General features: G+C 56.4%; 22 protein-coding genes. All 22 read right to left on the bottom strand.

Features of this window, described 5'->3' with window-relative positions; genetic code table 11:
* Positions 1-151: 151 nt before the first annotated feature.
* Entirely contained in the window at positions 152-457 is a 306-nt protein-coding gene (locus tag H650_RS00215; RefSeq protein WP_016495671.1) for a hypothetical protein, read from the bottom strand.
* 20 nt (positions 458-477) lie between these two features.
* Positions 478-2,706, bottom strand: coding sequence for a type VI secretion system Vgr family protein (locus H650_RS00210; RefSeq protein ID WP_016495670.1), 2,229 nt, complete (start codon positions 2,704-2,706; stop codon positions 478-480).
* 60 nt (positions 2,707-2,766) lie between these two features.
* Positions 2,767-3,144 (bottom strand): DcrB-related protein, encoded by a 378-nt coding sequence (locus tag H650_RS00205; protein ID WP_016495669.1) that lies wholly within the window; start codon positions 3,142-3,144, stop codon positions 2,767-2,769.
* 142 nt (positions 3,145-3,286) lie between these two features.
* Positions 3,287-4,753, bottom strand: coding sequence for a serine/threonine protein kinase (locus H650_RS00200; protein WP_016495668.1), 1,467 nt, complete (start codon positions 4,751-4,753; stop codon positions 3,287-3,289).
* A gap of 26 nt (positions 4,754-4,779) precedes the next feature.
* On the bottom strand, positions 4,780-7,398 hold the full coding sequence (tssH, locus tag H650_RS00195; protein WP_044489630.1) for a type VI secretion system ATPase TssH: 2,619 nt from the start codon (positions 7,396-7,398) through the stop codon (positions 4,780-4,782).
* A gap of 113 nt (positions 7,399-7,511) precedes the next feature.
* A complete protein-coding gene (tssG, locus tag H650_RS00190) occupies positions 7,512-8,555 on the bottom strand; it encodes a type VI secretion system baseplate subunit TssG (protein ID WP_016495666.1) in 1,044 nt (347 codons plus the stop codon).
* Complete coding sequence (gene tssF, locus H650_RS00185; protein ID WP_016495665.1) at positions 8,552-10,423, bottom strand: type VI secretion system baseplate subunit TssF; 1,872 nt, start codon at positions 10,421-10,423, stop codon at positions 8,552-8,554. Before tssF ends, tssG begins: the two co-directional genes overlap by 4 nt.
* A gap of 2 nt (positions 10,424-10,425) precedes the next feature.
* The gene (tssE, locus tag H650_RS00180) at positions 10,426-10,995 is read right to left on the bottom strand and encodes a type VI secretion system baseplate subunit TssE (RefSeq protein ID WP_016495664.1); all 570 of its coding nucleotides are present in this window, start codon (positions 10,993-10,995) and stop codon (positions 10,426-10,428) included.
* The gene (locus H650_RS00175) at positions 10,988-11,800 is read right to left on the bottom strand and encodes a type VI secretion system accessory protein TagJ (protein ID WP_016495663.1); all 813 of its coding nucleotides are present in this window, start codon (positions 11,798-11,800) and stop codon (positions 10,988-10,990) included. The genes tssE and H650_RS00175 overlap by 8 nt, the downstream gene beginning before the upstream one ends.
* A 9-nt stretch (positions 11,801-11,809) precedes the next feature.
* Positions 11,810-12,799, bottom strand: coding sequence for a hypothetical protein (locus H650_RS00170; protein WP_016495662.1), 990 nt, complete (start codon positions 12,797-12,799; stop codon positions 11,810-11,812).
* A 20-nt stretch (positions 12,800-12,819) separates the two neighbouring features.
* Entirely contained in the window at positions 12,820-13,614 is a 795-nt protein-coding gene (locus H650_RS00165; RefSeq protein WP_016495661.1) for a PP2C family protein-serine/threonine phosphatase, read from the bottom strand.
* On the bottom strand, positions 13,611-15,416 hold the full coding sequence (gene tagH / locus H650_RS00160) for a type VI secretion system-associated FHA domain protein TagH (RefSeq protein WP_016495660.1): 1,806 nt from the start codon (positions 15,414-15,416) through the stop codon (positions 13,611-13,613). Before tagH ends, H650_RS00165 begins: the two co-directional genes overlap by 4 nt.
* Before the next feature lie 129 nt (positions 15,417-15,545).
* Positions 15,546-16,382: a lysozyme inhibitor LprI family protein gene (locus H650_RS24145; protein WP_016495659.1), complete on the bottom strand. Its 837-nt coding sequence runs from the start codon at positions 16,380-16,382 to the stop codon at positions 15,546-15,548.
* A 98-nt stretch (positions 16,383-16,480) separates the two neighbouring features.
* Complete coding sequence (locus H650_RS00150; RefSeq protein ID WP_016495658.1) at positions 16,481-17,275, bottom strand: lysozyme inhibitor LprI family protein; 795 nt, start codon at positions 17,273-17,275, stop codon at positions 16,481-16,483.
* Between the two features lie 3 nt (positions 17,276-17,278).
* Entirely contained in the window at positions 17,279-18,112 is an 834-nt protein-coding gene (locus H650_RS00145) for a DUF8812 domain-containing protein (RefSeq protein WP_016495657.1), read from the bottom strand.
* Between the two features lie 203 nt (positions 18,113-18,315).
* Complete coding sequence (locus H650_RS00140) at positions 18,316-18,798, bottom strand: Hcp family type VI secretion system effector (protein WP_016495656.1); 483 nt, start codon at positions 18,796-18,798, stop codon at positions 18,316-18,318.
* A gap of 249 nt (positions 18,799-19,047) precedes the next feature.
* Complete coding sequence (locus tag H650_RS00135) at positions 19,048-19,485, bottom strand: Rap1a/Tai family immunity protein (RefSeq protein ID WP_016495655.1); 438 nt, start codon at positions 19,483-19,485, stop codon at positions 19,048-19,050.
* Between the two features lie 39 nt (positions 19,486-19,524).
* Complete coding sequence (gene tssC, locus H650_RS00130; protein ID WP_016495654.1) at positions 19,525-21,027, bottom strand: type VI secretion system contractile sheath large subunit; 1,503 nt, start codon at positions 21,025-21,027, stop codon at positions 19,525-19,527.
* 3 nt (positions 21,028-21,030) lie between these two features.
* Complete coding sequence (gene tssB, locus H650_RS00125) at positions 21,031-21,555, bottom strand: type VI secretion system contractile sheath small subunit (protein WP_016495653.1); 525 nt, start codon at positions 21,553-21,555, stop codon at positions 21,031-21,033.
* A 74-nt stretch (positions 21,556-21,629) separates the two neighbouring features.
* On the bottom strand, positions 21,630-22,643 hold the full coding sequence (tssA, locus tag H650_RS00120) for a type VI secretion system protein TssA (RefSeq protein WP_016495652.1): 1,014 nt from the start codon (positions 22,641-22,643) through the stop codon (positions 21,630-21,632).
* An 11-nt stretch (positions 22,644-22,654) separates the two neighbouring features.
* Entirely contained in the window at positions 22,655-23,365 is a 711-nt protein-coding gene (tagF, locus tag H650_RS00115) for a type VI secretion system-associated protein TagF (protein WP_016495651.1), read from the bottom strand.
* Between the two features lie 18 nt (positions 23,366-23,383).
* Positions 23,384-26,995, bottom strand: a complete 3,612-nt coding sequence (gene tssM, locus H650_RS00110) for a type VI secretion system membrane subunit TssM (protein ID WP_016495650.1) — start codon at positions 26,993-26,995, stop codon at positions 23,384-23,386.
* Between the last annotated feature and the right edge of the window lie 2 nt (positions 26,996-26,997).

Below are 26,997 nucleotides of genomic sequence, written 5' to 3'. Positions count from 1 at the left end.
ATCGCCACCGATAACAGAATAAGTATTTGTGCATATACCGTTTACCGATATTCAACTTCGTCTAATAAAGTCGATGACCACTACGACATAGATATACAGGCTTGCGATCACCGAGTACTCGATGCCTCACAGGCCTGGCATATATTTTTAATTATTTTTTAAAAACAAACATATAATCTTCATCATTGATATACATAATTTTTATCTGCATCCCCGGCTGAAATTGTGGCGAAAAAAACGTGTCAATTTTTTCTTTCCCTTTAACATGCCGACCTTCTATATTGAGCGTATAAACAATTGTTGTATTACCGGCATCATCAGAACTGACTGGGGTGACATTTTCTATCGTCGCCATAACAGGCCGCCCGTCACGCATCAATCTGTCATGCCTGGCGGTACCTTTATAAATGATAATAAGAAATACAGCCGCCATTGCAATTAGCAGTAAATAACCCATTACGTTCCTCTTCAATTTATTCATAATACTAGCATGAGAGCAAAAGCCATACTCCGCAAATTTGCTTGCGTATGGTATAGAGTATTTTTAAACGCCACCATGCCTTCCTCTTTAGAAATCTCAAATCCTGTTTTATTATAAGCCATTCCTTTGAAAGCCGTGGAAAGCAACGACACACTAGCATCACCACCTTTAAATGCAAATGACACTGTTTTCGCACTAAAATAATCCTCCCAAAAACTCTTTTCTTCTTTATGAGTATATTCTACAGAAGGAGAGTCAAACACGATGCTTGGTGCTTTTATAACTATCTTGCTGGATACCAATTTTGTGTAATCACCTTCAACATTAACCAGCACATTACCCTTAATATTTTGCTGGCTCCCGTTACTTGTAATATTAAGCGCTACCCCATTGGCAATAGTAGTGTTAAGGCCACCATCAAATTTCTCAGTAACTAATTTAGTAACATGATGCAAATTCGTGCCGTCAATATCGGTTATACGATCACCTTTAATATTAACAACATCACCGCCGCTGGTGATATTCAGCGTACGCCCATTCTTGATGGTTTCCGTCTGGCTGTTGTTGAAGGTGGTGGTTTCCGCTTCATCTACCGTAGTCGTGCGCTTCGCCCGATAGTAAAACGAGGCGTCGCCGGTGACATCGTCTTTCTGCTCTTTCAGAATGGTCGTCGTGCGATTACCGTCAATGTTGACCGTCTTGTCATTTTCCACCGAGACTTTCATATCTTTTTCGGAATGCAACTCAACAGCTTCACTCCCGGCGCGATCCTCAAAAAACAGGTAGCTGGCGTTGTCTTTGCTGCCGTCTTTACTGCGGGTCATAAAGCCCATGCGAGTTGAATCATCCGGCAGTGTCCACGGCGGCATGCTGGATTCGTTATAGACACGCCCGGTAACGATCGGCCGGTCCGGATCACCGTTAATAAAGTCGATCACCACTTCGTCGCCCACGCGCGGGATCTGCACCCCGCCGAAGCCCTGCCCCGCCCAGGCACTCGACACACGCACCCAGCAGGAGCTGGTGTCATCGCCTTTCGCCAGACGGTCCCAGTGGAATTTCACCTTCACCCGGCCATATTTATCCGTCCAGATGCTCTCGCCCTGCGGGCCGACCACTTTTGCCGTCTGCGGCCCGTAGGTTTTCGGCCACGCCGTCACCGCCGCCGGGCGGAACACCACCGACGACGGAATGACGGTGAAATCAATGCGGTGCACCGTTTCGCCATCAGAGCCGCTGGCGTAGCGGTTTTCCTCGAAAAAGTAGTTCGCTTCGGTGGTCAGGTACTCGCCGTTATCGCTGAAAAACGGCGCGTTATACAGCGCGAAGGTGTTTCCCGGTGCGACACCAACCGCCGTGGCGGTGCCCTGAATCTGCTGGTGCTCCACCTGCCAGCGCTCCTGGCGGATACGTGCGTAATACTCCCCGTGACCGTGCTCGACAAAACGCCCCGGCCAGTCGTACACGTCAATGCTGCCCGGCTGCGGTGACGCCGGGTTCTGCCGCGCCTGGAACAGCCACGCGTTCGGTTTGCGGAAGTCGTAATCGTCGAGGCTGTAAATGCCCGGCGTCACGCTGTCCTCCAGCGCCCACTGGCTGATACCCTCTTCATCCGTGCTGCCGCCGGACGGCGTCTGGTGATACGGAATGGTTTCGTAGCCGCTGAAGGGCTGATGTTCGGTCGCCGCGTCGGTCAGCACCAGCACATGGCGGTCGGCTTCGTGGCGGAAATGGTAGGCGATGCCCTCAAGCTCCATCAGACGGCTGATGAAATCGAGGCTCGATTCCTGGTACTGCACGCAGTAATCCCAGGTGCGGTAACTGCCGGTCAGCTTATCTTCCACGTTCACCTGATATTCGCCGAGCAGCGTTTTCACAATCTGCGGCGCAGTCTGGCCCTGGAAGATACGCAGGTTGCGGTCGCGTTTCATCGGCCACAAATCCGGCTCCACGGTGAGCTGGTACACCGCGTAACGCGTCCCCGAAAGTTCAACGGCGCTCACCGCCACGCGGGTGATTTTGCCGTTGATATAGCGCATGCCCGTTCCCTGGGTGGGAATATTGATGGTTGCGGATTGCCCCAGCAGCTTGCTGCGGTCTGCCCGCGCATCGGTGCCCAGTACCGTCAGCGCCAGCGTAAATGACTCGGACAGCGCTTCGCGCCCGGAGAGTTTCCAGAAAAGTAAGCCCCCGACGGGTAACGTCGCCGTGATTCTGTTCTGCATAACGAGAGATCCCTACTCAATGTCTGTCAACGGCAATCAGCGCACGGTAAAACCTGCACGCTATTTTGCGCGATGAAATTTAATACTCTGGATGATTTGTTGATATTGCTTTTGATGTTCTTCGCTGAATTCGCCAGGGCAGGTACCCACGTAGCTCACCATTTTTTTCCCGGCGGGATCGTCGAGCAAAATTAACGTCTGGCGCTGGAAGATAACGTGGTTGTCATTTTTAAACTGGTAGAAGAGCTCCACGGCGGGATAACCGTCCACTTCCAGCATTTCCGACGATTCAAGATGAAAATCGATGAGCGTCATCTCCAGCTCACGCGTTTTTCGGGCAGCGAGAGCGTGAACTTTATCGTCAGCTTTTGCATTACTTCGCGATACGACAAACGTAAATTCACCGCCACCCTGATTGCTGTGTGTTAATAAATTCATAGTTCTGTCTTTTTAATATAACGAGCGAGACGAGCGTTGTTATTGCAACAAGAAGACATTGCATCAGCATGCAATGTGAAAAGTGACGCGCGCGGGAATGGCTTCCCGCGCGCTACCGGGCGTCAGCCCGGAGGAACCACCACTATTGTGCTTGCGGGTTGATAAGCCAGGTACCTGGCTGCCCAATAGTAATAGTCTGGCTGCGGGTCTGACCGTTGCCCTGCAGTACCAGGTTGTAACGCCCCGGTTGCAGCTTCAACGAGGCAAAACCGTTGGTGGCCGGAGAGACAGACTGCGCTTCGCCGTTCAACGTCAGTTTTTCACCCTCGTTCATACGCACAAAAATCTGCGCTACCGGCTCCTGTACCGCAGGCGCAGTGGTCTGGCTTTGTGCCTGCGTCTGCGTGGTTTGCGAAGGTGTTGCTGCAGGTGCGGTGTTTGTCTCCTGTACGGTCTGGCGCGGCGGTTCAGCGGCCTGCTGCGTGGTCTGCTGCTGATCGCTGTTGCTGGCGTTCGGCGTCGTGTCCGACGAGGAATTCCCGCCAAACAGCACCGCCCCCGCAATCACCCCAACGATCACGCCAGCGGCCACCAGCCCCGGCACTTTGTAACGCTTCACGCTACTCAGCGCATCGGTTTTTTCTGTCGTTTCCTCCACCGGCACCAGCATGGTACCCGGCTGTTTTACGCTCATGACGTCGTCGATCCCGGCGACCGGCATTTCAATCAGCGCGGCGAATTCATCCACCGTTTGCGGACGGTCTTCCATTTTCAGCGACAGCGCGCGATCCACCGCCTGCAACAGCGTATGCGAATACCCCGGCAAACCGCGCTGCGTCAGCGGAACATAGGTGTCCTGGATGCTGCGCACCACGCTTACCGGCGGCGGTGAGCCAATAATCAGCGTGTGCAGTACCGCGCCAAGGGCGTAAATATCGGTCCACGGCCCCTGCTCGCTTTCATTGTCGTCGGTGTATTGCTCAATCGGCGCATAGCCCGGACGCAGCATGGTTTCGGTTTCATCGGATACCGAACCAATACTGCGACGCGCAGAGCCGAAATCGAGCAACACCGGCAGGCCGTTATCCTGAATCTGGATGTTATCCAGTGAGATATCGCGGTGCAGATAGCCTTCGTCATGAATGGTTTTGATAGCACCCAGCAGCATCGGCAGCATGCGGCGGATCCACGCTTCATTAATCAGCGTCGGGTTCTTTTCACGCAGGCGGGAAAGCGTGGTGCCGCTGTAAAACACCGTTCCCATGTAGGCGGTGTCGTTCTGCACCCAGAAGCGCAGCACATGCAGCAGGTTCGGGTGGTTGAAGCGCGCCAGCAGACGCGCCTCCTGAATAAAACTGTTCAGCCCGGCGGTAAATGCTTTACTGAAGCGCTCGCTGCGCAGCACCAGCGTCATGTCATCATTACGTACCGCCAGCGACGACGGCATAAACTCTTTAATCGCGATGGTTCGCTCAAGCTGGTGATCCTTGGCGCGATAGACGATGCCAAAACCACCGCCGCCGATCACTTCTAAAATTTCAAACTCGTTGAAGCGATATCCCGGTGGCAGTGCATTCGGTACACTCCGGTTGTTATCGTGATCCGTCATATTGGAAAACTCTCTTGATAATGGCTTTACGCCGCAAACTGACAGTGAAACTCACCCTGCTCAAACGTGACCCGTAAGCGCTTATATTGCTCGTCGCGCGCGCTGGCGTCGAGTAATAGCTGGCTCATCAGCGGCAGCAGTGTATTAGTAAGGATGGCGTCCACCATACGGCCGCCTGATTCGACTTCCGTGCAGCGGGCAACAATTTGTTCCACCACGCTGTCGTCCACTTCCGACACAATCCCGTGGTTGTCCGCCAGACGGCGCTGAATGCGTTTAAGCTGCAGGCGCACAATCATCGCCAGCATCTCGTCGCTGAGCGGGTAGTACGGCACCACCAGCAAACGGCCCAGCAGCGCGGGCGGGAAAACCTGCAACAGCGGCGGGCGCAGCGCGTCGCGCAGGGCGTCCGGTTCCGGCATCAGTTCCGGATCGGCGCACATGCCGGTAATCAGCTCAGTCCCGACGTTGGAGGTGAGAATAATAATGGTGTTACGGAAATCAATATGGCGGCCTTCGCCATCTTCCATCCAGCCTTTATCGAACACCTGGAAGAAGATTTCATGCACATCCGGGTGGGCTTTTTCGATCTCATCGAGCAGCACCACGCTGTAAGGACGGCGGCGCACCGCTTCGGTTAACACACCGCCTTCGCCGTAACCCACATATCCCGGAGGCGCACCTTTCAGCGTGGAAACCGTATGTGCTTCCTGGAACTCACTCATGTTGATGGTGATAACGTTCTGCTCGCCGCCGTACAGCGACTCCGCCAGCGCCAGCGCGGTTTCGGTTTTACCGACACCGGACGGGCCGCACAGCATAAAGACGCCTACCGGTTTGTTCGGATCGTCCAGGCGCGCACGCGAGGTCTGTACCCGTTTGGCAATCAGTTCCAGGCCGTGGCGCTGTCCAATTACGCGTTCGTTCAGGGTATCGGCCAGTTTTAACACCGCATCGATTTCGTTTTTCACCATCCGGCCCAGCGGGATGCCGGTCCAGTCGGAAACCACGGCGGCGACCACGTTGGCATCCACCGAGGTAAACAGCAGTGGCGCGTCGCCCTGTAGCGCACGCAGTTCGGCCTGCTGTTGCGTCAGCGTGGCGCGTAAATCGGCCTGCGCCTCTTCCGGCGAAGTATGCAGCTGCGCGCGCAGCGCAATAATCGCGTCAACCAGCGCTTGCTCCTGCTCCCAGCGCGCCGTCAGTTCGTCGCGTTGTTGCGCCAGTTTTTCCAGCTCGACCTGCAATTTTTCCACGCGATCGCTTTCACCGGTCGCCATTTTCGCTTCACGGTTGGCAATTTCAACTTCCACGTCCAGCGCGGCGATGCGGTGCAGGCAATCTTCCAGCTGCGGCGGCGGAGAACTTTGGCTTACCGCGACGCGCGCACAGGCGGTATCGAGCAGCGCAACGGCTTTATCCGGCAACTGGCGCGCCGGAATGTAGCGGTGCGAGAGTTTCACCGCCGCGACAACCGCTTCATCCAGCAGCAGCACGCGGTGGTGTTTTTCCAGGGCGGAAACGGTGCTGCGCAGCATCAGAACGGCTTTTTCTTCGTCTGGTTCGGCGACTTGTACGGTCTGGAAACGGCGGGTCAGCGCCGGATCTTTCTCAATGTATTTTTTGTATTCCGCCCAGGTGGTCGCGCCGATGGTGCGAAGCTGACCACGCGCCAGCGCCGGTTTCAGCAGGTTGGCGGCATCGCCCGTGCCCTGCTGGCCGCCGGCGCCAATCAGCGTGTGAATTTCGTCGATAAACAGAATGATCGGCGTCGGGCTGGATTGCACTTCGTTAATCAACGACTGTAAACGCGCTTCAAATTCGCCCTTCATTCCCGCGCCCGCCTGCAACATGCCAATATCAAGCAGCCACAGTTGCACATCCACCAGCGGCTCCGGCACATCACCTGCGGCAATGCGCAGCGCCAGCCCTTCCACGACCGCCGTTTTACCGACGCCCGCTTCACCGGTCAGCAACGGGTTGTTCTGGCGGCGACGCATCAGGATATCGACCATCTGGCGGATCTCTTCATCGCGCCCCACTACCGGGTCGATTTTGCCGTCGCGCGCCCGGGCGGTCAGATCCTGACCATACTGCGCCAGCGTGCCCTGTTGCTGCGGTACGCCTGCGCCTGCGTCATCGTTCAGCGCCACGGTGACCTGCTGGCTCTCTTTGCTGTTAGCGAAAATGGCGTCGAAGTTATCCAGCAACGCATCGGCGCTGATACGCTCAAACTGCGGCGAAATGCCTTTCAGCACGTTCGCCAGACTCCAGGTTTTCAGGATCCCGGCCAGCAGATGGCCGCCACGAATGCGCGTCACGCCATATTTTAACGAGCCATATACCCACGCGCGTTCAACGGCGGTATCAATGTGTTCTGACAAGTCGGAAACCGAACTTGCGCCGCGCGGCAGTTTGTCCAGCGCCGCGACGATATCGCGCGTCAGCGCCTCTTCATCCAGCGAAAAGTGGCGAATAACCTGTTGCAGATCGCCGTCCGTCTGTTGCATCAGTTGATGCAGCCAGTGAACCAGCTCCACATACGGGTTGCCACGCAGCTTGCAAAAGGCGGTGGCGCTTTCCAGCGAGGTAAATAACAGCGTATCGAGTTTGCCGAACAGAACGGCGCGGCTGATTTCTGACATGAGTTCATCCATTATTCATAATTAGTGTGCAGTCATCCTTACAAGCCAGCTCGTCGCGCGATACGACATGCAGGATGTGTGCGTACGTCAGACCAGGAAACTAACAACGGAGGTTACCCCTCCGGGCTGAAAACCAAATCTCCTCGCGCCTGTGGCCTGGGCTGTGTACCAAGCCAGGCGCTGTAACCCAGACGCCCGGCTCCACCAAGCGTGGCACCAGCGACATCTTCACTGCGCAAAATCACTTTCACCGCCCACTGGTACTCAATGCCCAGATACTGGCGCACCCAGTCGCGTAGCGCGGTAACCCACTGTTCACCCGGCATAAAGCGCCGGTAGGTATCGACGTTAAGCGGGCCAATTTCGATGCGAAACTTATGGCACACATCGCGTACAGCTTCGCCAAGAAACGCCGATTGCCCGAGGCGCGGCGCGTGTCGCCCGCCCTGTAAGCGCGCGCGTTCACGTTCACTGAGCGGCATCCACTGCGGCACGTTTTCGACAATGGTGACCGGCACGTTGAAATAGATGCGCAGGATCTTCGCCAGCCCTTCCGGGTCGCGCCCGTTGCGGGTCAGATGCCCGGCAAGGGCAAAGCGGGCGTGCGGGCTTAAGCTGCCTTTTTCCAGTTGTCCTGGCTGCCCCATGCCGATCAGCGAGGCGATGTACTGCTCAAAACGTTTGTTATCCTGGCGATCCAGCGAAACAGTCGGTTGCGCATCGGCCCAGGCGCGGTAAAACAGCAGCGCCAGGCGGTGATGAAAAAGATCGGCGAAGGCGCTCAGGCTGTCATCCTGGTGGTGCGCGATACGTTCGCTGGCGTATTCAGTCAGGTGAACCGGCAGCGGGCCGTTGGGGCCAAACAGGCCAAAACTGAGAATCGAGACGTCATACAGCGACGAGTTTTCGCGTTGGCGCACGCTTGACAGCGTCGATGGCGCAAAGCCAAGTGAGGGGGTTTGACCAATGCGCAACGGCTCAAAACGCGGCAGCGGCGCGCGACCCAGCGGGTAACGCTCACCGCCACGCGCATCGACGCGGCGCAGCAGCGTAAACAGATCGTAGCGCCACGGCGTCGCCATTACGTTTTGCCAGAATGCCTCCGGCAGCGCACTGGCGCGCGTAATGACCGGCGCGCTGCTCAGCGTTTCGGTCATATCAGCGCCCTCTTGCCCATGCGCGGCGGCCAGTAACCCACTTCCCCGCGCTGCTGGCTCTTAAGCGTGAACTCGGTAAAGCTGTTCATGCCCACCAGACGGGCAAAAACGCGCTCCAGCACGCTGCCAAACAGGTACGGACTGAAGCCGGAGAACGCCTGCTCATCGACCGTCAGGGTAATGCCAATACCGCGCGCGAAAACAATCGGTCCCGGTTCCGGCACGCGGCGATGCACCGGTTCAAGCACGCAGTGGCGCACGCCTTCGATCTGACGCGCGACCGGTGCTTCCGCCAGCCGGGTATAAAGCCCCAGCAACTGCCGCAGCGCCGCAGCGCCTTCACCGTCTTCGCCATCCATCAGGCTTAAATAGTTCATCTGCAACTGGCTGATCAGCCGCCAGGTGCTCAATCCTTCTGCCAGCGCCGGACGCGGCGGTGTCGGGCCTTTGCGCAGTTGTAATGTTTTAACCGGCAGCGAATCCGGCAACACAAACTGACCAATCTCCTGCTGCAACATCAGCGGCAAGTCGCGGCTGGTGCACAGCACTTCGGCGGTGATGTAGCGTAACTCTTCCCGCCACGGCGCATGCTGTTCATCCACCAGCGAGGCGAACACTTCCGAACCGATGTAGCCGGTACGCGTGCCGTAACGCTGCGCATGTTCCGATAACGCACGCTGTTCACGGCGCAGCGAAAAGTAAGCCCCGTAGTTACCTTCGTCCTGGCTCCAGCTACTCCAGAACGGGCGAAATGTTTGTTCATCACGCTGACCGTCGATGCTGGCGTGAATTTTGGTAACGGCGTAGATCTCGTAATCCAGCGGACGGATGTTATCGACCACCAGATGGTACTCATGCAGGCTGTCGCTAAGTTTCTGGCGTTCCGCCACTTTCGGGAACAGGTTAATCACTGGCGTGCAGTGAAGTGCGAGGTGGCTCTTATCCACCACCCGTTCAAGCTGCGCATCGGCTTTGTCGAGCAGAATGATGATATCGAAGGACTTCGCTTCGCCACTTTGCGTCAGCATCGTGCGCAAGCCATGCAGGCTGATAAACAGGAAACGCGACGGAAAAGCAAAGTACTCCTGCAACAGGCGGTAGCCGTCAAAATTGCGCAAATCGTCCGGCAGCAGTGCCTGGTCTGCGCTGAACCCTTCCTGGCGCAGCGCATCGTCGGCCAGCACCAGCGGCGGGGTTTTCTGCCCGTTCGCCTGGCACAGAATGCCGACCTGATGCTCCATCACCAGCTCGAGGAGCTTCAGCGCCTGCATATCCGGGCCGCTTAAGAAGAACTCCAGACGGTCGAAATCAAGATGGCTGAGGTTTACCGGGCCGTCGCAACTCAGGCGAATACGCAGTGCGCTTTGCGCCCCGCGCTGGCTTAAACCAACCTGCGCCAGCGGCAGATCGGCGGGCACACCGCCCAGTTCCACCTGGCTGATTTTCAGCGGCAGCAGCGTGACATCATGTGCGGTGGTGTAGCTACAGGTGACGCCGTTCTTTTTCATCACCTGGCTGTCCATCATGGTGCCGCGCGGCACCACAAAACCGTTGCTCAAATCGCCTTTCGCGCTGTCCGGTTGCAGTTCGGCAATCGCCATGGACGGCGTGGGCGCAAGGTAATTCGGCGCGACCATTTCCAGCAAACGCTGGGAGAAACGCGGGAACTCGGCGTCCATTTTTAACTGCACGCGCGAGGTCAGAAAGGCAAAACCTTCCATCAGGCGTTCGACATACGGATCGGAGACGTCCATGCCGCGCATACCCAGACGCCCGGCAACTTTCGGGTAGCGTGCGGCGAATTCCTGACCCATTTCGCGCAGCCAGGCCAGTTCGCGGTTGTAATATTCGAGTAATTTGCTGTCCATCGTTACCCCGCGTCTTTCAGCTCGAAATGCCCGTTTTCCAGATCCACATCGGTACGAAACAGGAACTCCAGCGGATAAGGCACGCACCACAGGCGGCCTTTGATCTCAATCGACAGGACGTTATGCAGATCCAGCGACTTAGTATCGGAGATGCAGCGCACCTGCAATCCTTGCGGAAGAATGCGCGGTTCAAAATGCAAAATCGCGTCGGTCAGTTTGCGCTGGATATCCAGCCATTCGATATCCGACATGCGCTTGCCCGCCAGCGGCGACACGCCAAAGTTCACCACCGAACGCCGCACCTGGTCAAAACCTGAGAGATCCTGTTGCGCTTCGTTATTAATGGTGTTGAACAGCCACTGCAAATCGCGCAGCACATGGCGGCGCAGCGCGGAGTGCGAAACCAGATTGTTGTTCACCGGCTCCTGCACTTTATCCGGCGCGTCATCCGTCAGGCGATCGAGCAGCGAAGGCTGCATTTTATCGCGCGCGCCAACGGTCTCTTTCCCGCGCCGCGAGCGCCAGCCGCTACGCAGCAGGTCGCTCTCTTCATCATGCGCAGAGTTACTCATCTGCGGCTTCCACGTTAAAGCTGACGGTGGCGAGATCGAGCAGCGAATATTCGGCGCTGTCGTTAAGCCACACTTTTTGCCCCTGCCCGATATAGTGCGGCGCATCGCCTGGCAACGGCTGCCATTCGGTGACGCGACACAGCTTAAAGCGGTCATCGGCATTCGCATCCAGCGGATAGCGCGCCGGGATCTGGCACACCTGTTCGCTGCCATCCTGCAAGCGCACCAGCGTGTGACGCCATACTAAATCGGTGACGCTGGCCGGGGGCTGGAACTGCATGGCGGAAATGGCGCTGAACGGCAGCCAGAAATAACGGCCATTGACGATAGCTTCGCAGACCGGGCCAAAGCGGCAATCGCCATCCATCAGCCAGTCAAAGTTCAGCGTTTGACCGTCCTGCGTCGTCAACTGCCCGGGGTTAGCGTCGGCCATTTCCAGCGCGGCTTCACGATCTGCGCTGGCATTCGCCGCTTCCGGCTCCAGCGCGCTGACCATTGATGCCAGCCACGGCCATTGTTGATCCGGCGTAACCGGACGCGCGCGACCGGCCATCACGTCCGCACGCTGGCGTTCGCCTTCAATGGCTTGTTCCAGCAGCGTAACGGTTGGCTGTGCCTGCGGTTTTAACGCCTGCCAGCTTTTTAACTGCGCCAGCGCGCGCGACCAGTTGCCATCAAGGCACAACAGTTGGGCGAACGCGGCGCGCAGATCGGCGTCGCCCGGCTGCGTGCGGATACGGCTTTCGAGCTGCGCCAGGCTTTCCCGCAACGATTCGCCCGCCAGTTGTTGAAACAACGTGTTCATCGCCGCTCCTTAATTAACCGTTTTATAGGTGCCAACCGCCGGGTTGCGCAGCTGCGGATGCAGCGAGTCAATCAGCAAAATATTCAGGTGCGTACCCGGTTCAAACCACGGCATCCACGCTTTGCGCACTTCTTCAATACGCGCCTGTAAACGCGCCGGATCATTTGCCACGTCGCGGGAGATTTCCACCGCCACGGTGCCATTCGCCTGCCAGCCATTCAGGCTGTCAATATACGGCAGGATCATCCAGCTCTGCGCCAGCGTACCTTCGCTGACCACCATACGTTCGTTGTTGACGGTGGTAATCAACAGGCGATCCGCATCCACACTGGCATTCAGGCCACTGACCGGGAAACCGTGTACGAAGGTCATGGTGATTTTCTTTTCCACGCCGTTGCTGAGTTGCGTCACCACGCTGCGACCGTTCAGCCAGCCGCCCTTCTCACACTTGCCATCTTCTTTGGCGGGAATAAACAGCGCAGGCGTACCGGCGCCGCCCTGCCAGAAGGTGCGCAGGTGGCAGCCATCCTGCAAGGTGAACTCCTGCCACGGCGCACGGCTGGCGGGCGGCGAGAGATCTTCGGCGCGACCGGTAGGGGCAACCAGTCCGGCGCTCGGGGTTGCGGCGGGCGCGGTAGCCGCACCGGTTGAGGTGACCACCGGATCCCACTCTTTGGCTTTATCGGCGGTGCCTTCAGCCAGCGTCGTGCCTTGTGGGTCGGTCAGTTTCCAGCGCACCTGCGTCAGCGTGCCGCACTGGTTTTCCAGCAGCGCGCCAAGACGCGGTAAAAAGCTATTCAGTACCGAGGGTTTTTTATCGCCGCTGGCGACAATGCGCAGCGGCAGCGTCTTCGCACACCAGCTTTTTGGCGTGTTATCGGCGACGTTATCGATCCAGACATCCAGTTTTTGCGAAGGCGATTGCACGATGCGGTAGTTTTCTGCCTGCACACTGCCACACACTGCCAGCAGGGCCAAACCCGGTAGCCAAAGTTTCATAAAAGTCCTTGTAAGCTGTATCAATCACGAAGAGGGAAAAACTGCGCGGCTTCAGAGAGCGTATGCAAAAGCGTCGTCTCCTGAGGCGTGCCCATCCACACCGCTACGGCGCTATAGTTGTCCTGCTGGGTCTGCGCCCCGACACCGTTTTTCAGCAGGATTTGATTCATCAACGTCAGCCACTCATCCGGCGTGTTCACCATGTGCAGCGACTGTTGCATCTGCTCCTCGGTGACGCCGTGCCAGAAACCATCCGTGCACAGCAAAAAAGCATCGCCATCTTCAATCGGCACCACATCACTGTAGCTCGGTTCACGCTCATCCTCGCCCAACCCCAGCGCGAAATAGAGCAAGTTACCATTGATACCTTCGGTCTGGTGCCCGGCGTCTTTCATCTGCTGGACGAGGCTGTGATCGGTGGTGACGTGGTAAAGCCAGCCGCGACGAAACAGATATAACCGGCTGTCACCCGCGTGCGCCCAGTAGGCGAGCTGGTAATCGCGATCGATAAACAGGCTCACCATGGTGGTGCCCATGCGGTGATAATCCTGCACCGCTTTTTGCTCTTCGCGGATGGCGCGGTTCGCGCCATTCACGTACTGACGAATGTACTGGGCATTGAGGTGCTCGTCACCGTCGAACCGGGTGATAATGGCGTTTCGCGCCAGTTTCGCCGCCACGTCACCGCCGGGTAAACCGGCGATGCCATCGCAGACCACAAAGCAGGCGGCGCGCTCGCCGATGGTTTCCCCGGTCTGATCCTGATTACTGGCACGTTCGCCCTGTCGCGAAATAGAGGCCGTGCTGATATTCATTCTTCCGATCCGCTTTGTGAGTCTTTGTACTGGTTGACTTCCATGTCGTAAGCGTGGAGGAACGCTTCGCCAAACAGGGTGTGGAAGTCATCGTCAATCTCACCGGCCGTCTGGGCGTAAGTACGAACGTAGTAATCCCATAACGCGGCTTTACGGTTGGAGAGCACGCCAAGCCGCGCGGTTGCGCCGTCGCGTTTGGCGTCATCTTCCAGTTGCTCCGGATTAAACTGCTGCAACATGGCGGCGATAATGGCGCGAATACCGGAGATCATCCCCAGCTGGTGCGCCTGTAAATCGATCAGCGCGTCACGCACCGATTTTTTCGGCGGCATAAAACCAGGCATACGCGTGCCGAACATCTGCATTAATACGGTTTTACCCGACGGCAGCAGTTTGAACGGGTTGTTGGCGTCATCCAGCACCATGGTCATGTCCGCTTTTACACCGCGTTTCAGAATAGAACGCGACGACAACAGCGCAACCGTGCCCTGCGAGAACATGCTCAGCATCTGACCGAACTGGCGCATGTTTTCTTTATCGAACTGCGGCACCGGCTGCATGTCGCTCAGTCCCATGCCTTCAAGCAGCGCATCAAGCAGCTCACCCTTCAGCACATCACCGCTGTCGCCGGTGCTGACTGAGGGCGTGCTCTTCGTGCCATTGCTCTGAACCGGATCGATACGCAGACGCCCTTTCGGCGTTTGCGCCGCGCTGCGCTGCACCGCCTGCGGTGTTGGCAGCGTGATACCAGCGTAATCCTGCTGCTCCTGCACCTCTTCCGGCGCGGAGAGCGGCGCGTCGTCGGCAAATAGCGGCGTCGAACTTAAATCTTCCGGGCGCAGCTCGGTAATAATCGGCTGAGCGGTTGGCGGCGGTTCCGGCGTGTTGAGATCGGTAATGATCGGCTGCGGTTCAGCCGGTTTCTGCGCCGCCAGTTCATCGGCATGCGCCAGCGGCACCGCGCCGCTCAGCAGGCCAAGCGGATCGTCGCTGCGGGTTTGCTTCGTGCTACCGCTACCGCCAAACAGCGCCAGCGGATCGAGCTCGTCGCTATCCGGCGTGTGCGATTTTTGTGTCGGTTCAACCGGCGGCACCAGCGCAGAAGGCGTGGAATCGTTGAAGATGCTGTCGTTTTTAAACAACTGTTCGTCGTTAAACAGCTGATCCGAGGCCAGCGATTTCGGCGTCACCAGCGGTTCATTGTTATTGAGCAGCGACAGCGGATCTTCCGGGTTGCGCTCCGGCCCTTTCGGCGCGGCGAACGGGTTAAGATTTTGCGCTTCCTGCGGTTTCGCACGGCTGCTGGAGATGCTGTCGGAGATGGAAAACTCCTGCATCAGGCTGTCCCAGATTTCCGTCGGCACGGACGCCGGTGCGCCTTCTGGCGCGTTTTTCTGCGCCGGAGCAGGTGCCGGTTTCGCCACCTGCGGCTGCGCTGGCTTCGGATACATTTCTTCCGCCATACGGGTGACGGGACGGGTATCCTGGATCAGATCGGTGACTTCAATACGGTACTCATCGATGCCAAGAATATCGCCATCCTGCAGCTCAACCTGACGCCCACGTTCAAGGGGGATGTCATTCAGTACGACGCGGGTCACGTTGCCACGGTTGGTGACGCGGCACTCGCCATTGCCGGCGATATGGACAATCGCCTGCAAACGTGAAATGGAACGGTCGTTGTCCGGCAGCACCAGATTGTTGTCCGTGCCGCGGCCAATGGTGCCGCCCGGGGGATAAAAGTCGCAGCTACTTTGTGGCGGCTGATGACCGGGTTTACTGGTAATAATAGTGAATCGCATCGCGTATTCCTGCTGGAGTTATGTGCACTCAAACGGTGCCGCTTTAGCTAAAACGGCTGCGTTTGAAGACAAGCGAAAAGAAGGTCGACGTTCGCGAACCCGGCGCAGCCACCGGATAAGTCTCTTGTTTTACTGGATTTTACTGACCAATTCAAAGGTCCGTTCTTGCATCGATTTTGTTAAGCAGGCGGCGTCTGTCTGGCACTGGTTGCGTTTTTTAAGCCAGTCGCGCTGCGCCGCTTTCATGCCCGCCAACGTGGCTTTATCCGCCGGGTCAATTTCTTGCTGTTGCTGCAACTGAATAGTGTAGGCATCGGTCACGCTGCGATCCCAGGCCGCCAGTTCATTGTCACCACAAATCGCTTGCTCGGTGGCGCTTAGCTTAGCGTTACAGGAAAAACGGGGCGTAATTTTTTCATCAGCCGTCACGCGTTTCAGCACAAAATAGCTGTTGTCATTCCCGTACATCAGCAGCTTATCGGCAGATAACAACGCTACCCAGTTACCGATGGATTCGCCATCCGGCCCCAGGTGCCCTTGCTGGCATTGCAGCACAATTGGGGTGATTTTCTGCATGCCTTGCCCGTTCAAACCGAAATCTTCTGCAACAGGAATTTTGGGCGGAAAACGGCGCTCGCCGGAGGTTTTTACTATCGCTTCATTTAGCGTCATCGGCGATTGCTGAAGGTATGCGGGTTGCTGGCAATCAATGTTCAGCGCCGCGTCGCCACTTACCGCGTGGTTATCAAAACGCACCACGCGGCCAACATAGCTGGGATCGTTGACTTTGGTATAGAAGGAGATGGTGGCTTGCGTATCCGTTGAATTGGCAATAATACGCCAGGGCCCCGAAATAGAGGCTGGCGCTTCTGCTGCGCTGGCCGCGCAGTGACTCAACGAAACCAGTGCGGCTAAGGCGACACACTTTACGCGCGCCGGGGTGAACCGAATGATGCTTCCTGTCATGTTTTTCCCTGCCATCTCATCCAGTGGCGTACATGCAATACCGATAACGTCTTACTGCTTAGCAGGGATGGCAGCCCGCCATCCCCTTATGACACGACTCAGACCCCATCCAGGCTGTGCGCCAGCGTTTCCAGTCGATCGTTCATCGATTTTTTCAGGCATTGCACATCGCCATTGCAGCTATTGCGCTGGCTTAGCCAGGCTTTCTGTTGCGATTGCAGTTTGTTTTCCAGATCGTTATTGCCAAGCGAGGCGGCTTCTTTTCGAAATGCTTTGTACGAACGGGCAACGCTGTTATCCAGGGCCGCCAGCTCGCGATCGCCGCAAATCGTTTTTTCCGGCGCGGAAGCGGCTTTTGCACAATCAAACGATGCCTGCGGTTTGCTGTTTTTATCGACCGGCTTGAGCAAAAGGATGGTGCCATCCGTCCAGTTCAGCAGTAAGCGCTGATTGACGAACGCCAGGCTGGCATCGCTGCCCGCATCACCGTTGGCAAAGTAACCGGATGCGCAGGTAATGTTTTCGACCTGCGTTTTCGCGCTCCCGTCTAATCCCAGCTCATAGGTTTTTGCCGCGTCTTTCTCCGGGATGGACTGCGTGGTAGCAACCCAGGCATCCAGCGTGCTGCTGCTTTCTTTCATCGCGGGTGACTGGCAATTCGAGCCGCCTGGCAGCGTAGTGCTGATCCCTTGTGGTGTCACGCTCAGAAAACGCCCGACAAGGCGATCATCATTGAACTGATAGTTCAGGGTGCGTTCTGTTTCGGTATTAATAAACGCTTTCTCAACCTGCCACTCGCCCTGTACAGGTGAATTGCCCGCCTGCACTGCCGAAGAGAACAACGCCAGGCAAGTCATGGTTGCCGCTACGATCTGTTTAGTGTGAGTCGTCATTGATCAATTTGTCCCGTAGTCGCCGTTTAAGAAAAGATTCACTTCAAAATTACGACGATTAATCAAACCCTTCATAACTTTGTGTTTACTGGTATTCGCGCGTTTAATTTCCGTCATCGCATCAGAGATCTGCCCGCGATTGATAAAGCCAAACACGTTGTTCAGCCGCCCACCAGGGTTATACGCAAAGGAGACCAGCGCGTCGAATTCATACTGCTTCAGCGGCACAAAAATACCATTTCTCACCGCGTTAACGTACGGCGGAACGGTGGCACGCAGTAAATTTGTCTCCTGATCGGCGGTAAGACGCACCAGTTTCGCGTTATCGGCGACAAACTGGCTGGCCTGGTCATCATGCAATCTGGCGGCTTTACTGATTTTTTCCGCGGTTATCGCATCAATGCCGATTTCAATCATTTTCGCTTTGATAGATTGCTCTGAGCGCTCTTTCATGTCGTAGCCCGGCCCGAGCGTCACGCCGCTTGCGCCGCCTGGCCAGTGCAGGTAACAACTTTTGTTTGCCCAGGCTTCGCGATGAAAAATAAAGGTCATGCCACTGGCGGAGATATCCATCGCACCGACAGCCTGTCGCCCGGCGCTGCCGGAAATCGGCGGCTGTGGCGCGCGGGTGGTGATCGGTTTTCCCAGTGCAGCAAGGGTGCGTCGCCCGACAATTCCATCGACGTGTAAATTCTGTTTCGCCTGGAATTGTTTGACAGCCATTTCGGTTTTTAAGCCGAAAATACCATCTTCACCGACTTTCGCTCCCGATTTATTCAGAAGCTGCTGTAGCTCTTTAACATTCGTACCACGATCACCCTTGCGCATAACACTCATTCGTTCATCCTCAAATTATTCTTTAATTTTTATACGCACTCAAAAGAAACAGCTTTCATAAAAGCGGCTGCGTTTGAGTAGCAAATTATTTTGTTGGGGATAACGCGACTAACCCGATATAAAAAAGAGAGAAAAAATTAATAATTAAATCGTCATTTGCCAGAAAAAAAACAAGGTGAGCCCTTGCGGGCTCACCACAGCGATTACGCTTCTTTGTTTTCTTTGATGTTCCAGCCAGCGGTGGTTTCAGCACCTTTACCGCCGGAGGAGGACTGCTCCCAGTACTGCTGTTTCACTTTCGCAGCCTGGAATGCATAGGTCACACCTACGGTGTCGCCGTTGTCAGCACCGGTGTACTGAACGGAAGTCACCAGCACGTCTTCCAGCGTGATGCGCGCATACTCAACCTGCTGGCCGCCTGCTTTGCAGACAGACAGCTCAACTTTGGTCAAGTGTTTGCCGCTGGCGCAATGTTTCAGGATAGCCGTCGTGGATTTATCAATGAGTGCGTTAACATGCAGGTCATTAAAATTGACTTTACCGGCACCGCCGCCACCGCCAACGCTCATGTTCCCAGGTTGTGAAGCACCCCAGGAAAAAGATGTGATATCAGTCCAGCCGGTGTGGTTAGAGTCTTTAGATTCACCCGTAACTCCATCGACCTTCAGAAACATATCAATAGCCATAATATTTACTCTTCGTTAATGATAAATATTGCTTTCGAAAAAGCGCTTATATGGCAAACGGGTAAGCATGGGGCCGAATAAAACCGTCCATATTTTACCTCTGCCTCGTTCGATTCTGAAAAGATTATGCATCTGTTCAGAAACACTCATTCCCTCGGGGGAGAGAAAGAATTCATCACATCCTGACGCCAATATAACGCCGTGGCGTTACGGAAATAGCACTATCAGCGCTCAGATAATTCGCTCGCGTTATTTATTTTGCGATGATTTGCTATTTTCGCAGCCGCCGTGATGCTGAGTCATCGCTTCGATAATTAACCTCGACGCGCGCTCCTGCTTCAACCTTTGCGGTGGCAAGTCGCGAAAATAGCGATACACAATTTCATGTAGCGTGGTGGATTTAAACCGTCGGTAACTGCACCAGACCGTCCCTTCCGTGGTATCCAGCACACCCAGTAAATAGAGATCGGCTTTAATGCGCTCGCGCTCGTTGCTTTTGGATGTCCAGGCGTTAAAAAAACGCTCGCCGCGCATATTCACATCCTGGCTGGTAAGCAACGTCGGGTCGCGCAAAAAATTGGCCGTATCATCTTGCGGCAACGCCTGTGCGCGCGGTGTGTAATCCTGTTCTGCCCAACCGAGCGTTGAGCAGAACAACAGACCGACTAACATAATACGATGTCGCATCGTCACATCCTTGTGGTGAGCGGTGTCAGCCTGTCTGGCTTACGCCTCTTTGGTTTTCAGCGACGGCAGTTTGGATACCAGACGCAGAGAAACGGTCAGACCTTCCAGCTGGTAGTGCGGACGCAGGAAGAATTTCGCCGCGTAGTAACCAGGGTTATCTTCGATTTCCTGCACCTGCACTTCTGCCGCAGCCAGCGGTTTACGCGCTTTGGTTTCCTGCGAGGAGTTCGCCGGGTCGCCGTCGACGTAGTTCATCACCCAGTCGTTCAGCCAGCGTTCCATTTCGTCACGCTCGCGGAATGAGCCGATTTTGTCGCGCACAATGCACTTCAGGTAGTGCGCAAAACGGCAGCAGGCGAACAGATACGGCAGACGGGAAGCGAGACGTGCGTTAGCGGTCGCGTCGGCGTCGTGGTACTCCATCGGTTTTTGCAGCGACTGTGCGCCAATAAAGGCAGCGAAGTCGGAGTTTTTACGATGGATAAGCGGCATAAAGCCGTTTTTCGCCAGTTCTGCTTCGCGACGGTCGCTGATGGCGATCTCGGTCGGGCACTTCATGTCCACGCCGCCGTCATCGCTCGGGAAGGTATGGCATGGCAGGTTTTCTACCGCACCACCGGATTCCACACCGCGAATCGAGGTACACCAGCCGTACTCTTTGAAGGAACGGTTGATGTTGGTCGCCATGGCGTAGGCCGCGTTCGCCCACGAATAGTTGTTGTGGTTCGCGCCATCGGTCTCTTCTTCGAAATCGAAGCTGTCAACCGGGTTGGTGCGGATACCGTACGGCAGACGCGACAGGAAGCGCGGCATGACCAGGCCAAGGTAACGGGCATCTTCAGATTCACGCAGTGAACGCCAGGCGGCGTATTCGGTGTTCTGGAAGATTTTCGTCAGATCGCGCGGGTTCGCCAGCTCCTGCCAGGACTCCATCTGCATCACGCTTGGCGCAGTACCGGTAATGAACGGGCAGTGTGCCGCCGCGCCGATGCGCGCCATTTCGCCCAGCAGTTCGACATCCTGCGGGCTGTGGTCGAAGTAGTAGTCGCCAACCAGGCAGCCAAACGGTTCGCCACCGAACTGTCCATACTCTTCTTCATAGATTTTTTTGAACAGCGGGCTCTGGTCCCAGCCCACGCCTTTGTAGCGTTTCAGGTTACGGCCCAGCTCCTGCTTGGAGATGCTCATAAAGCGAATTTTCAGCATCTCGTCGGTTTCGGTGTTGTTCACCAGATGACTCAGACCGCGCCACGCGCTTTCCAGTTTCTGGAAATCTTCGTGGTGGATGATCTGGTTAATCTGCTGCGACAGCTTTTCATCAATCCCGGCAATCAGGTTCTGAATGGTGCGGTAGGTATCGCTGGAGAAGGTGACGGTGTTTTCCAGCGCCTGTTGCGCCAGCGTTTTCACCGCGCTTTCTACCGCTGAACGCGCCTGATCCGTTTTCGGACGGAACTCTTTGCTGAGCAGCGCGCTGAATTCATCCTGGCTGAAGGCCTGTGCGCCCTGCTGCAATTCTTGCTGTTGAGAAGGGTTGCTCATGGTTTACTCCTCTTTACCTTGCGCACTGTCTTCACTGTTCGGTAACTGGCTGAGCGATTTCAGCAGGGTTGGATCCTGCAACACTTTGGCAATCAACTCTTCCGCGCCGTTTTTGCCGTCCATGTAGGTCAGCAGGTTGGAGAGCTGAGTACGCGCTTCCAGCAGCTTGTTCAGCGGCTCAACTTTGCGCGCCACCGCGTCCGGCAGGAAGTCATCCATGCTGTCGAAAGTTAAATCGACGTTCAGACGACCTTCGCCGGTCAGCGTGTTGTCGACGTTGAACGCCACGCGCGGTTTCAGCGCTTTCATGCGTTCGTCGAAGTTGTCGACGTCGATTTCGAGGAATTTACGATCCTCAATAGAAGGTAAGTTCTCCACCGGTTTCCCTACCAGATCCGCCATTACGCCCATCACAAACGGAAGCTGGATTTTGCGCTCCGCGCCGTACACTTCCACGTCGTACTCAATCTGTACGCGGGGGGCACGGTTGCGGGCGATAAATTTCTGACCACTGTTACTTATTGCCATGATGTTCTCCATCGAATATGCGCGGTGAAGGTTTGACGACCGGCAACGCGCCTGCCGTCATAACTCGGTACGCGTCAGTCCTGACGCCCAAAGATGTTTTGCAGTTGATTCACGCCATCGGGCGCCAGATCGCGAATAATCTCCATAAAGTCCAGTTCGATTAGCCGCTGTACGCGGTCAATCATCAACGGCGCGGGGTGGCTCGGCTCGTGCTGGGTGAAATATTGCTTCACTTTTTCCAGCATCAGTTGCGCATCGGCACGCGTGGTAACCTGTGCGGTTCGCCAGTCGGTATGCGCCGCAAGCGGTGTCGCGACAACCGCTTGCGGTGCGCTCTCCGCAGGTGCCGTTTGTTCTGTCGCCTGTTGCTCTTCCGTGCGGTTAGCGCGGCTGACGCCGGCGATTAACCCGACCGTTTTGAGTAACTGTTCCATTTCCGGCACCCCGCTTTCGCCCAGTTGTTCGAGCAACCATGTACGGATCGTTTGCAGACGCCCTTCGATTTGGCAGATAGCCTCAATGCCAGGCTGACCGCCGCGCGTGAGTTCATCAATCAGACGCACCCGACCGCCAGGATAGCCTGCACATTCCGTTTTGCTGCCGTCAAGCAACGCCTGCGCGTCGCGCACGTTTAGCTCATCACCGTTGCTGCGCAGCAGCGTCGACTGGCGCAGCGTGGTGGTCAGCGAAGATTTATCGCTTAACCCCGCCAGCGCATTAATGCGATAAAACGGGTCGAATTCACCACCGTCAGTCAGCGAAGGCCAGAGTTGATCCCAGTACAGCGCCAGCGCCTGGCCTAACAGCATTAAACCATCAGCATAGCCTTCCAGCCCGCGACGTCGAGTCCACGCATGGGTTAACGCCATCATTACGCGGATATCTTTGGTGCGCGCCAGCAGCCCGGTGGCCAGTTTTTCCACCCGCGTCCAGTCTGCCGGTTCGGCGGGAATAATGGTGCTGCCAAACTGCTGCTCGGCTTTGCCGAGGCTCGCCTGCTCCATCGCCTGGAAATCGGCGTCGTACTCCAGATTCTCACCGCAAGGCTGCTCCGGGCTGACCGGAGCGAGTAACGATTCTATAGTCATCCGCAACCTGCTTATTCTTCAAACATCGGTGGGTAGAGGCCATGGCGACCGGGTCTTGCGCCACCCGCCGGCTCAAACAACAGCGTGAATAACTGGCCGGTAAAATTGCCGCTGTGCACATGGGTGTAGAGCGGGTAGCCATCGCTGCGGTTGGTCCACCAGAAACTGATCTGGCGCAGCGGATCAAAACATTCGGCGGCCTGTCGCCAGCCGATGGTGGATTCGCCGTCGCCGTCATAACCAATCACATCCAGAATTTCCGAGCGCGTTTCCGGCTCCACCAGTTGCACGGGTGGAATGGAGAGCAGCGCCTGGTCGAGCTGTTCGGGTGAAAACCCATTGCGCACGGCATGCAGCATGGTGCGCCCGAGTTGTTCATACCAGTCACCCGCCTTCGCTAAATGGCGTGGCGACCACTCCAGCGGGTTAATCGCCATTAACGCACACAGTGGATACTGACGACCAACGCTGTCGCGCCCTGGCAGCAGACAACCCATTTGCACCTGCTGCCCGCCGAGCATCGGCGGGACAACAAAATTCCAGATCGGCGCATTGCTGAACTGCCGGTCGTTTGTACGCTGTTCTTCTTTCTGCCAGTTCATCAGCCCCACCTGAAACCAGTGGGACCACTGACGCTGAAGCGCATCAGGAAAGCGGCGTTGTAAAAAATCGCCCGCACTGGGCAGTTTGCCATACCAGCTAATTGCAGAAGTCGTAGTCATTAGGCGTTCCTTTGCAGTTCAAGGACATGCGAAACGTGGAAGCTGGAACGGGTTGCGGATGCTGTTCGGCGCGAATTCCAGCGTCACCTGATGTCCGTCAACCGTGAATGTCGCCTGGCGGCTCAGGCTGCTGCTGCCGGGGCTGACGCGCGCTTTATCGAAAAAGCGGTTCAGCGCCCAGGCGCCGTTGGTCACAAGCGTAGCGGTTGTACCGTTGGCCAGCCCTAACTGCATCCGCACCTGGTTGGTGCCGCCGGAACCCGGCCAGCTAACGATTTGCACCGCCTGTGGGCCGTGGCTGTAGCGAAGGATTTGTCCGTCTACATCCAGCGTCATATTCAGGATGGTGTTATCCATGCGCACCGTACGCACCGTGGTGCGAAACGACGGTGTTGCGCTGCCGTTGGCAAAGAACGCGTCACGAATCGATTGCGCTTGCTGAAACGGCACCAGCACCCCTTCACTGCCCGGCAGGGTTTTGCCATCGATGCCCGGCATAAAACGCCATGTCGCCTGAGTGGTATCGACTTTGTTGGTCAGGTTGTCGCGAAAAAAGACATCCATCAGGCCAGTACCAGGGGCAAACATGCGTGCCAGATCGTCGGGGGTAACTTCGCTGCTGGCGGAACGCACTAACGGGTAGCGTCCGGCAATCGCCTGGCGGCAAAAGCTGCCCACTTCCACGCTGATGCGCTTGCGCACGTTTTCCATATCCCGGCGCTGGGTATCACTGCTCGCGCCAACCGCCATGTTGCTGAACATGGTTTGCAGCCCGCCAGGTAAACGCCCGGCACTGGCCTGCAAACGGCTGATTGCTTCGCCGCCCGGCGGTGGCATTCCACTGTTGGCGGCATCCTGCACGGCGGTCAGGTAACGATAAAGCTCATCAACCTGTTTGAGAAAATCATCAAACACAATGGTCTTGCCGCCCTTTTCCAGCGGCTGCGCCAGTTCGATGATCGGCGCGAAATGTTCGGTGACACGCTGTTCCGGCGTCTGGCTGGCGGCGGCGTTTGCCGTGGCTGACGCGCCGTCATGGTTGCTGAACAGCGTTTCGAGCATCTGCGTACCACGGTTGCTGCTCTCCGGCGCTTTCTCTTTACCATCCGCCACGTCATCACGGCTGAGTTTCAACTGCTGGCTGAGATTGATAACCAGCCGGCGCAGCGGTGAGTTGTTTCCGGAAAGCAGACGCGCGGTATTGATGCGCTGGTTCAGATCCGCGCTGTTATTAAGCTGAATGTCACTTAAGAAGTTATCCCAGATGGCGATAAAATCCCGTGCATACAACTGGCGCACCGCGTTATCGGTTTGCTGTTTGTCTTCCGCTTGCGTGGTGGAGCCAAGCACCCAGACATCATCTTCATGCAGCGAGGCGGTGACCGGCGCGATTTGCGCATTGAAACTGTTCCAGTAACCATCCGGGGTATACAACCCCGGCAACCCTTCACCGACCGGCTTACCGCTTTTGCGGGAAAAGACCAGTTCACTCTGCGGGCCGCCAAGCGACGCCAGCGAAACCTGCTTCAGGTTTTCATCGCGCTCCAGCAGGCGTTTCAGCCGCCCGTAAACGCGGGTGGAGAGCGGTTGCTGGTTGATCAATGCCTGTTCGCGGCTAATCAGCGCCTCGTCTTTGGCATACGGCGACGACTGAATTTGCGGCTCCAGCAGTTGCGTCAGGTGCCACTCAAGCTGACTTAACTGCGCTTTGGTAACGTTCTGCGGCAGGTTACGTTGCAGATTGAGCATTACCCACGAGTGCAGGAACTTACCGTCGTAATGCTTCGGCTGATACAGCATCTGATAGGCTTTCAGCGCTTCATAGCTGTATTCCACATCGCTGCCATTGTCGTTACGCAGCCAGGTGGTGATGCGCATCGCCACTTCCGGCAGCAGCATCTGTTGCAGCGCTTTCTGGTACAGGGTTTGCGAGGCGTCAGCCACATCGTTACCGCGATAGAGCCCCATACGGCGGGTGATCGGTGGGTTATTGACGTCAAACTTCTCGCTTTCCGGCAGCGCAGAGAGGCCATTAAGCAGCGGCAGCAAGGCAAAGAGATCGCCCTGCTGGCGGTTACGCAGCGCTTTGATCTGCTGGTCAAGGGCCGGTACTTTGGCCTGCACTTCATCCAGATAATCACGGTTGTTGCCGTAGCTGGTAAACCACAAGGCGCTGATAATAATCAGCAGCGCCAGCAGCGCCGCATAACCGGACCAGATCACCGCCCGGCTGCGCAGTTCCCACCAGCGGTTTTGCCCGGCGATACCGGCTTCCTGGAAGATCACGTTTTGCAGCAGATGCTTGATAAAGAAGCTCTGCCCTTTCCCGCCCGGCACCGGTTCCTCTTTGCTGACCGAATCCCAGTTATCGCCTGATTTACCCTGCGGCAGCGACAGCGCGCGGTTCAGTTCGCCCATCACGCGGTCAAACGGCAGGCCTTCCTGCGTACCGCTGGCAAAATAGATGCCGCGCGGGGAGAACTCGGTTTCAAAGTTAGAGCGGGCAAAAATGGTGTTCAGGTAATCTGCCAGCAGCGGACGCAGCGCGGCGAACTCCTGCGGGAACAGGAAACATTCCGCGCGGGCTTGCGCATCGCTTTCACGCAGTAGCGTATCCGGCAGGGCCGCGTCCAGACGCTGTTGCAGCAGCGCGAATTCCTGAATAAAACTGCCCTGCAGGTCGAAATCCGCCAGTTTGGCTTTTTCCCACGGGAAGGTGAAACCCCAGATTTGATCGCGCTGCGCTTTATCAAACCCGGCAAAGTACGCGCGAAAACCTTTCAGCAAGTCCGCTTTGGTCACCAGCACATACACCGGGAAACGGATCCCCAGTTGTTCATGCAACTCGGTCAAACGCTGGCGCAGGTTAAGCGCCTGTTCGCGCGATGCCTCGGCTGACTGGGTGAGCAGATCGGCAATGCTTACCGTCACAATCACACCGTTGATCGGCTGACGGCGGCGATACTTTTGCAGCAGGCCAAGAAACTTCAACCATTCGCTCGCATCCTGAACCTGCTCGCTCTCCTGCGTGGTATAACGCCCGGCGGTATCAAGCAGCACAGCCTCGTTGGTAAACCACCAGTCACAGTTACGCGTACCGCCAATACCGCGCAGCGCGGTTTTACCGAAGCGATCGGCCAGCGGGAATTGCAGGCCGGAGTTGACCAGCGCAGTGGTTTTACCGGAACCCGGCGCACCGATAATCACATACCATGGCAGTTGATACAGATACTGGGTGCTGAAGCGCTGCGCCCACTGTCCGCGCTGACCTGGCTGGTTGAAGTGCGCTTTTTTCAGTACCTGCGCAGCTTCTTCGAAACGCTCGTTCAGCACCTGATCTTCGTTATTGAGGCGTTTGCGCTCAACCGGATCTTTTGCCTCTTCGCTTTTCAGGTTGTCCATCAGCTTGCGGTTGAGCCAGGCGTTGTAAAGACGCGGCACAATGTGGCTGTGAACCCAAATCAGGTACATCACCGCAATGGTGATCATGCGGTTTTGCTCAGACTCAAGCGGGCGGGAATCCACGACGGAGAGCAGCGGGCCAATCATCCAGATAACCGCGGCCAGCCCCGTTACGCCAAGGAAACCCCACAAAATGCGGTTGGTCAGCAATGAAAGCAACATATTCATCC

This window comes from Enterobacter sp. R4-368, assembly GCF_000410515.1.
Classification (GTDB): domain Bacteria; phylum Pseudomonadota; class Gammaproteobacteria; order Enterobacterales; family Enterobacteriaceae; genus Kosakonia.
Note: the sequence above shows the minus strand (reverse complement) of the source record. Positions and strands in the feature narration are given on the sequence as shown.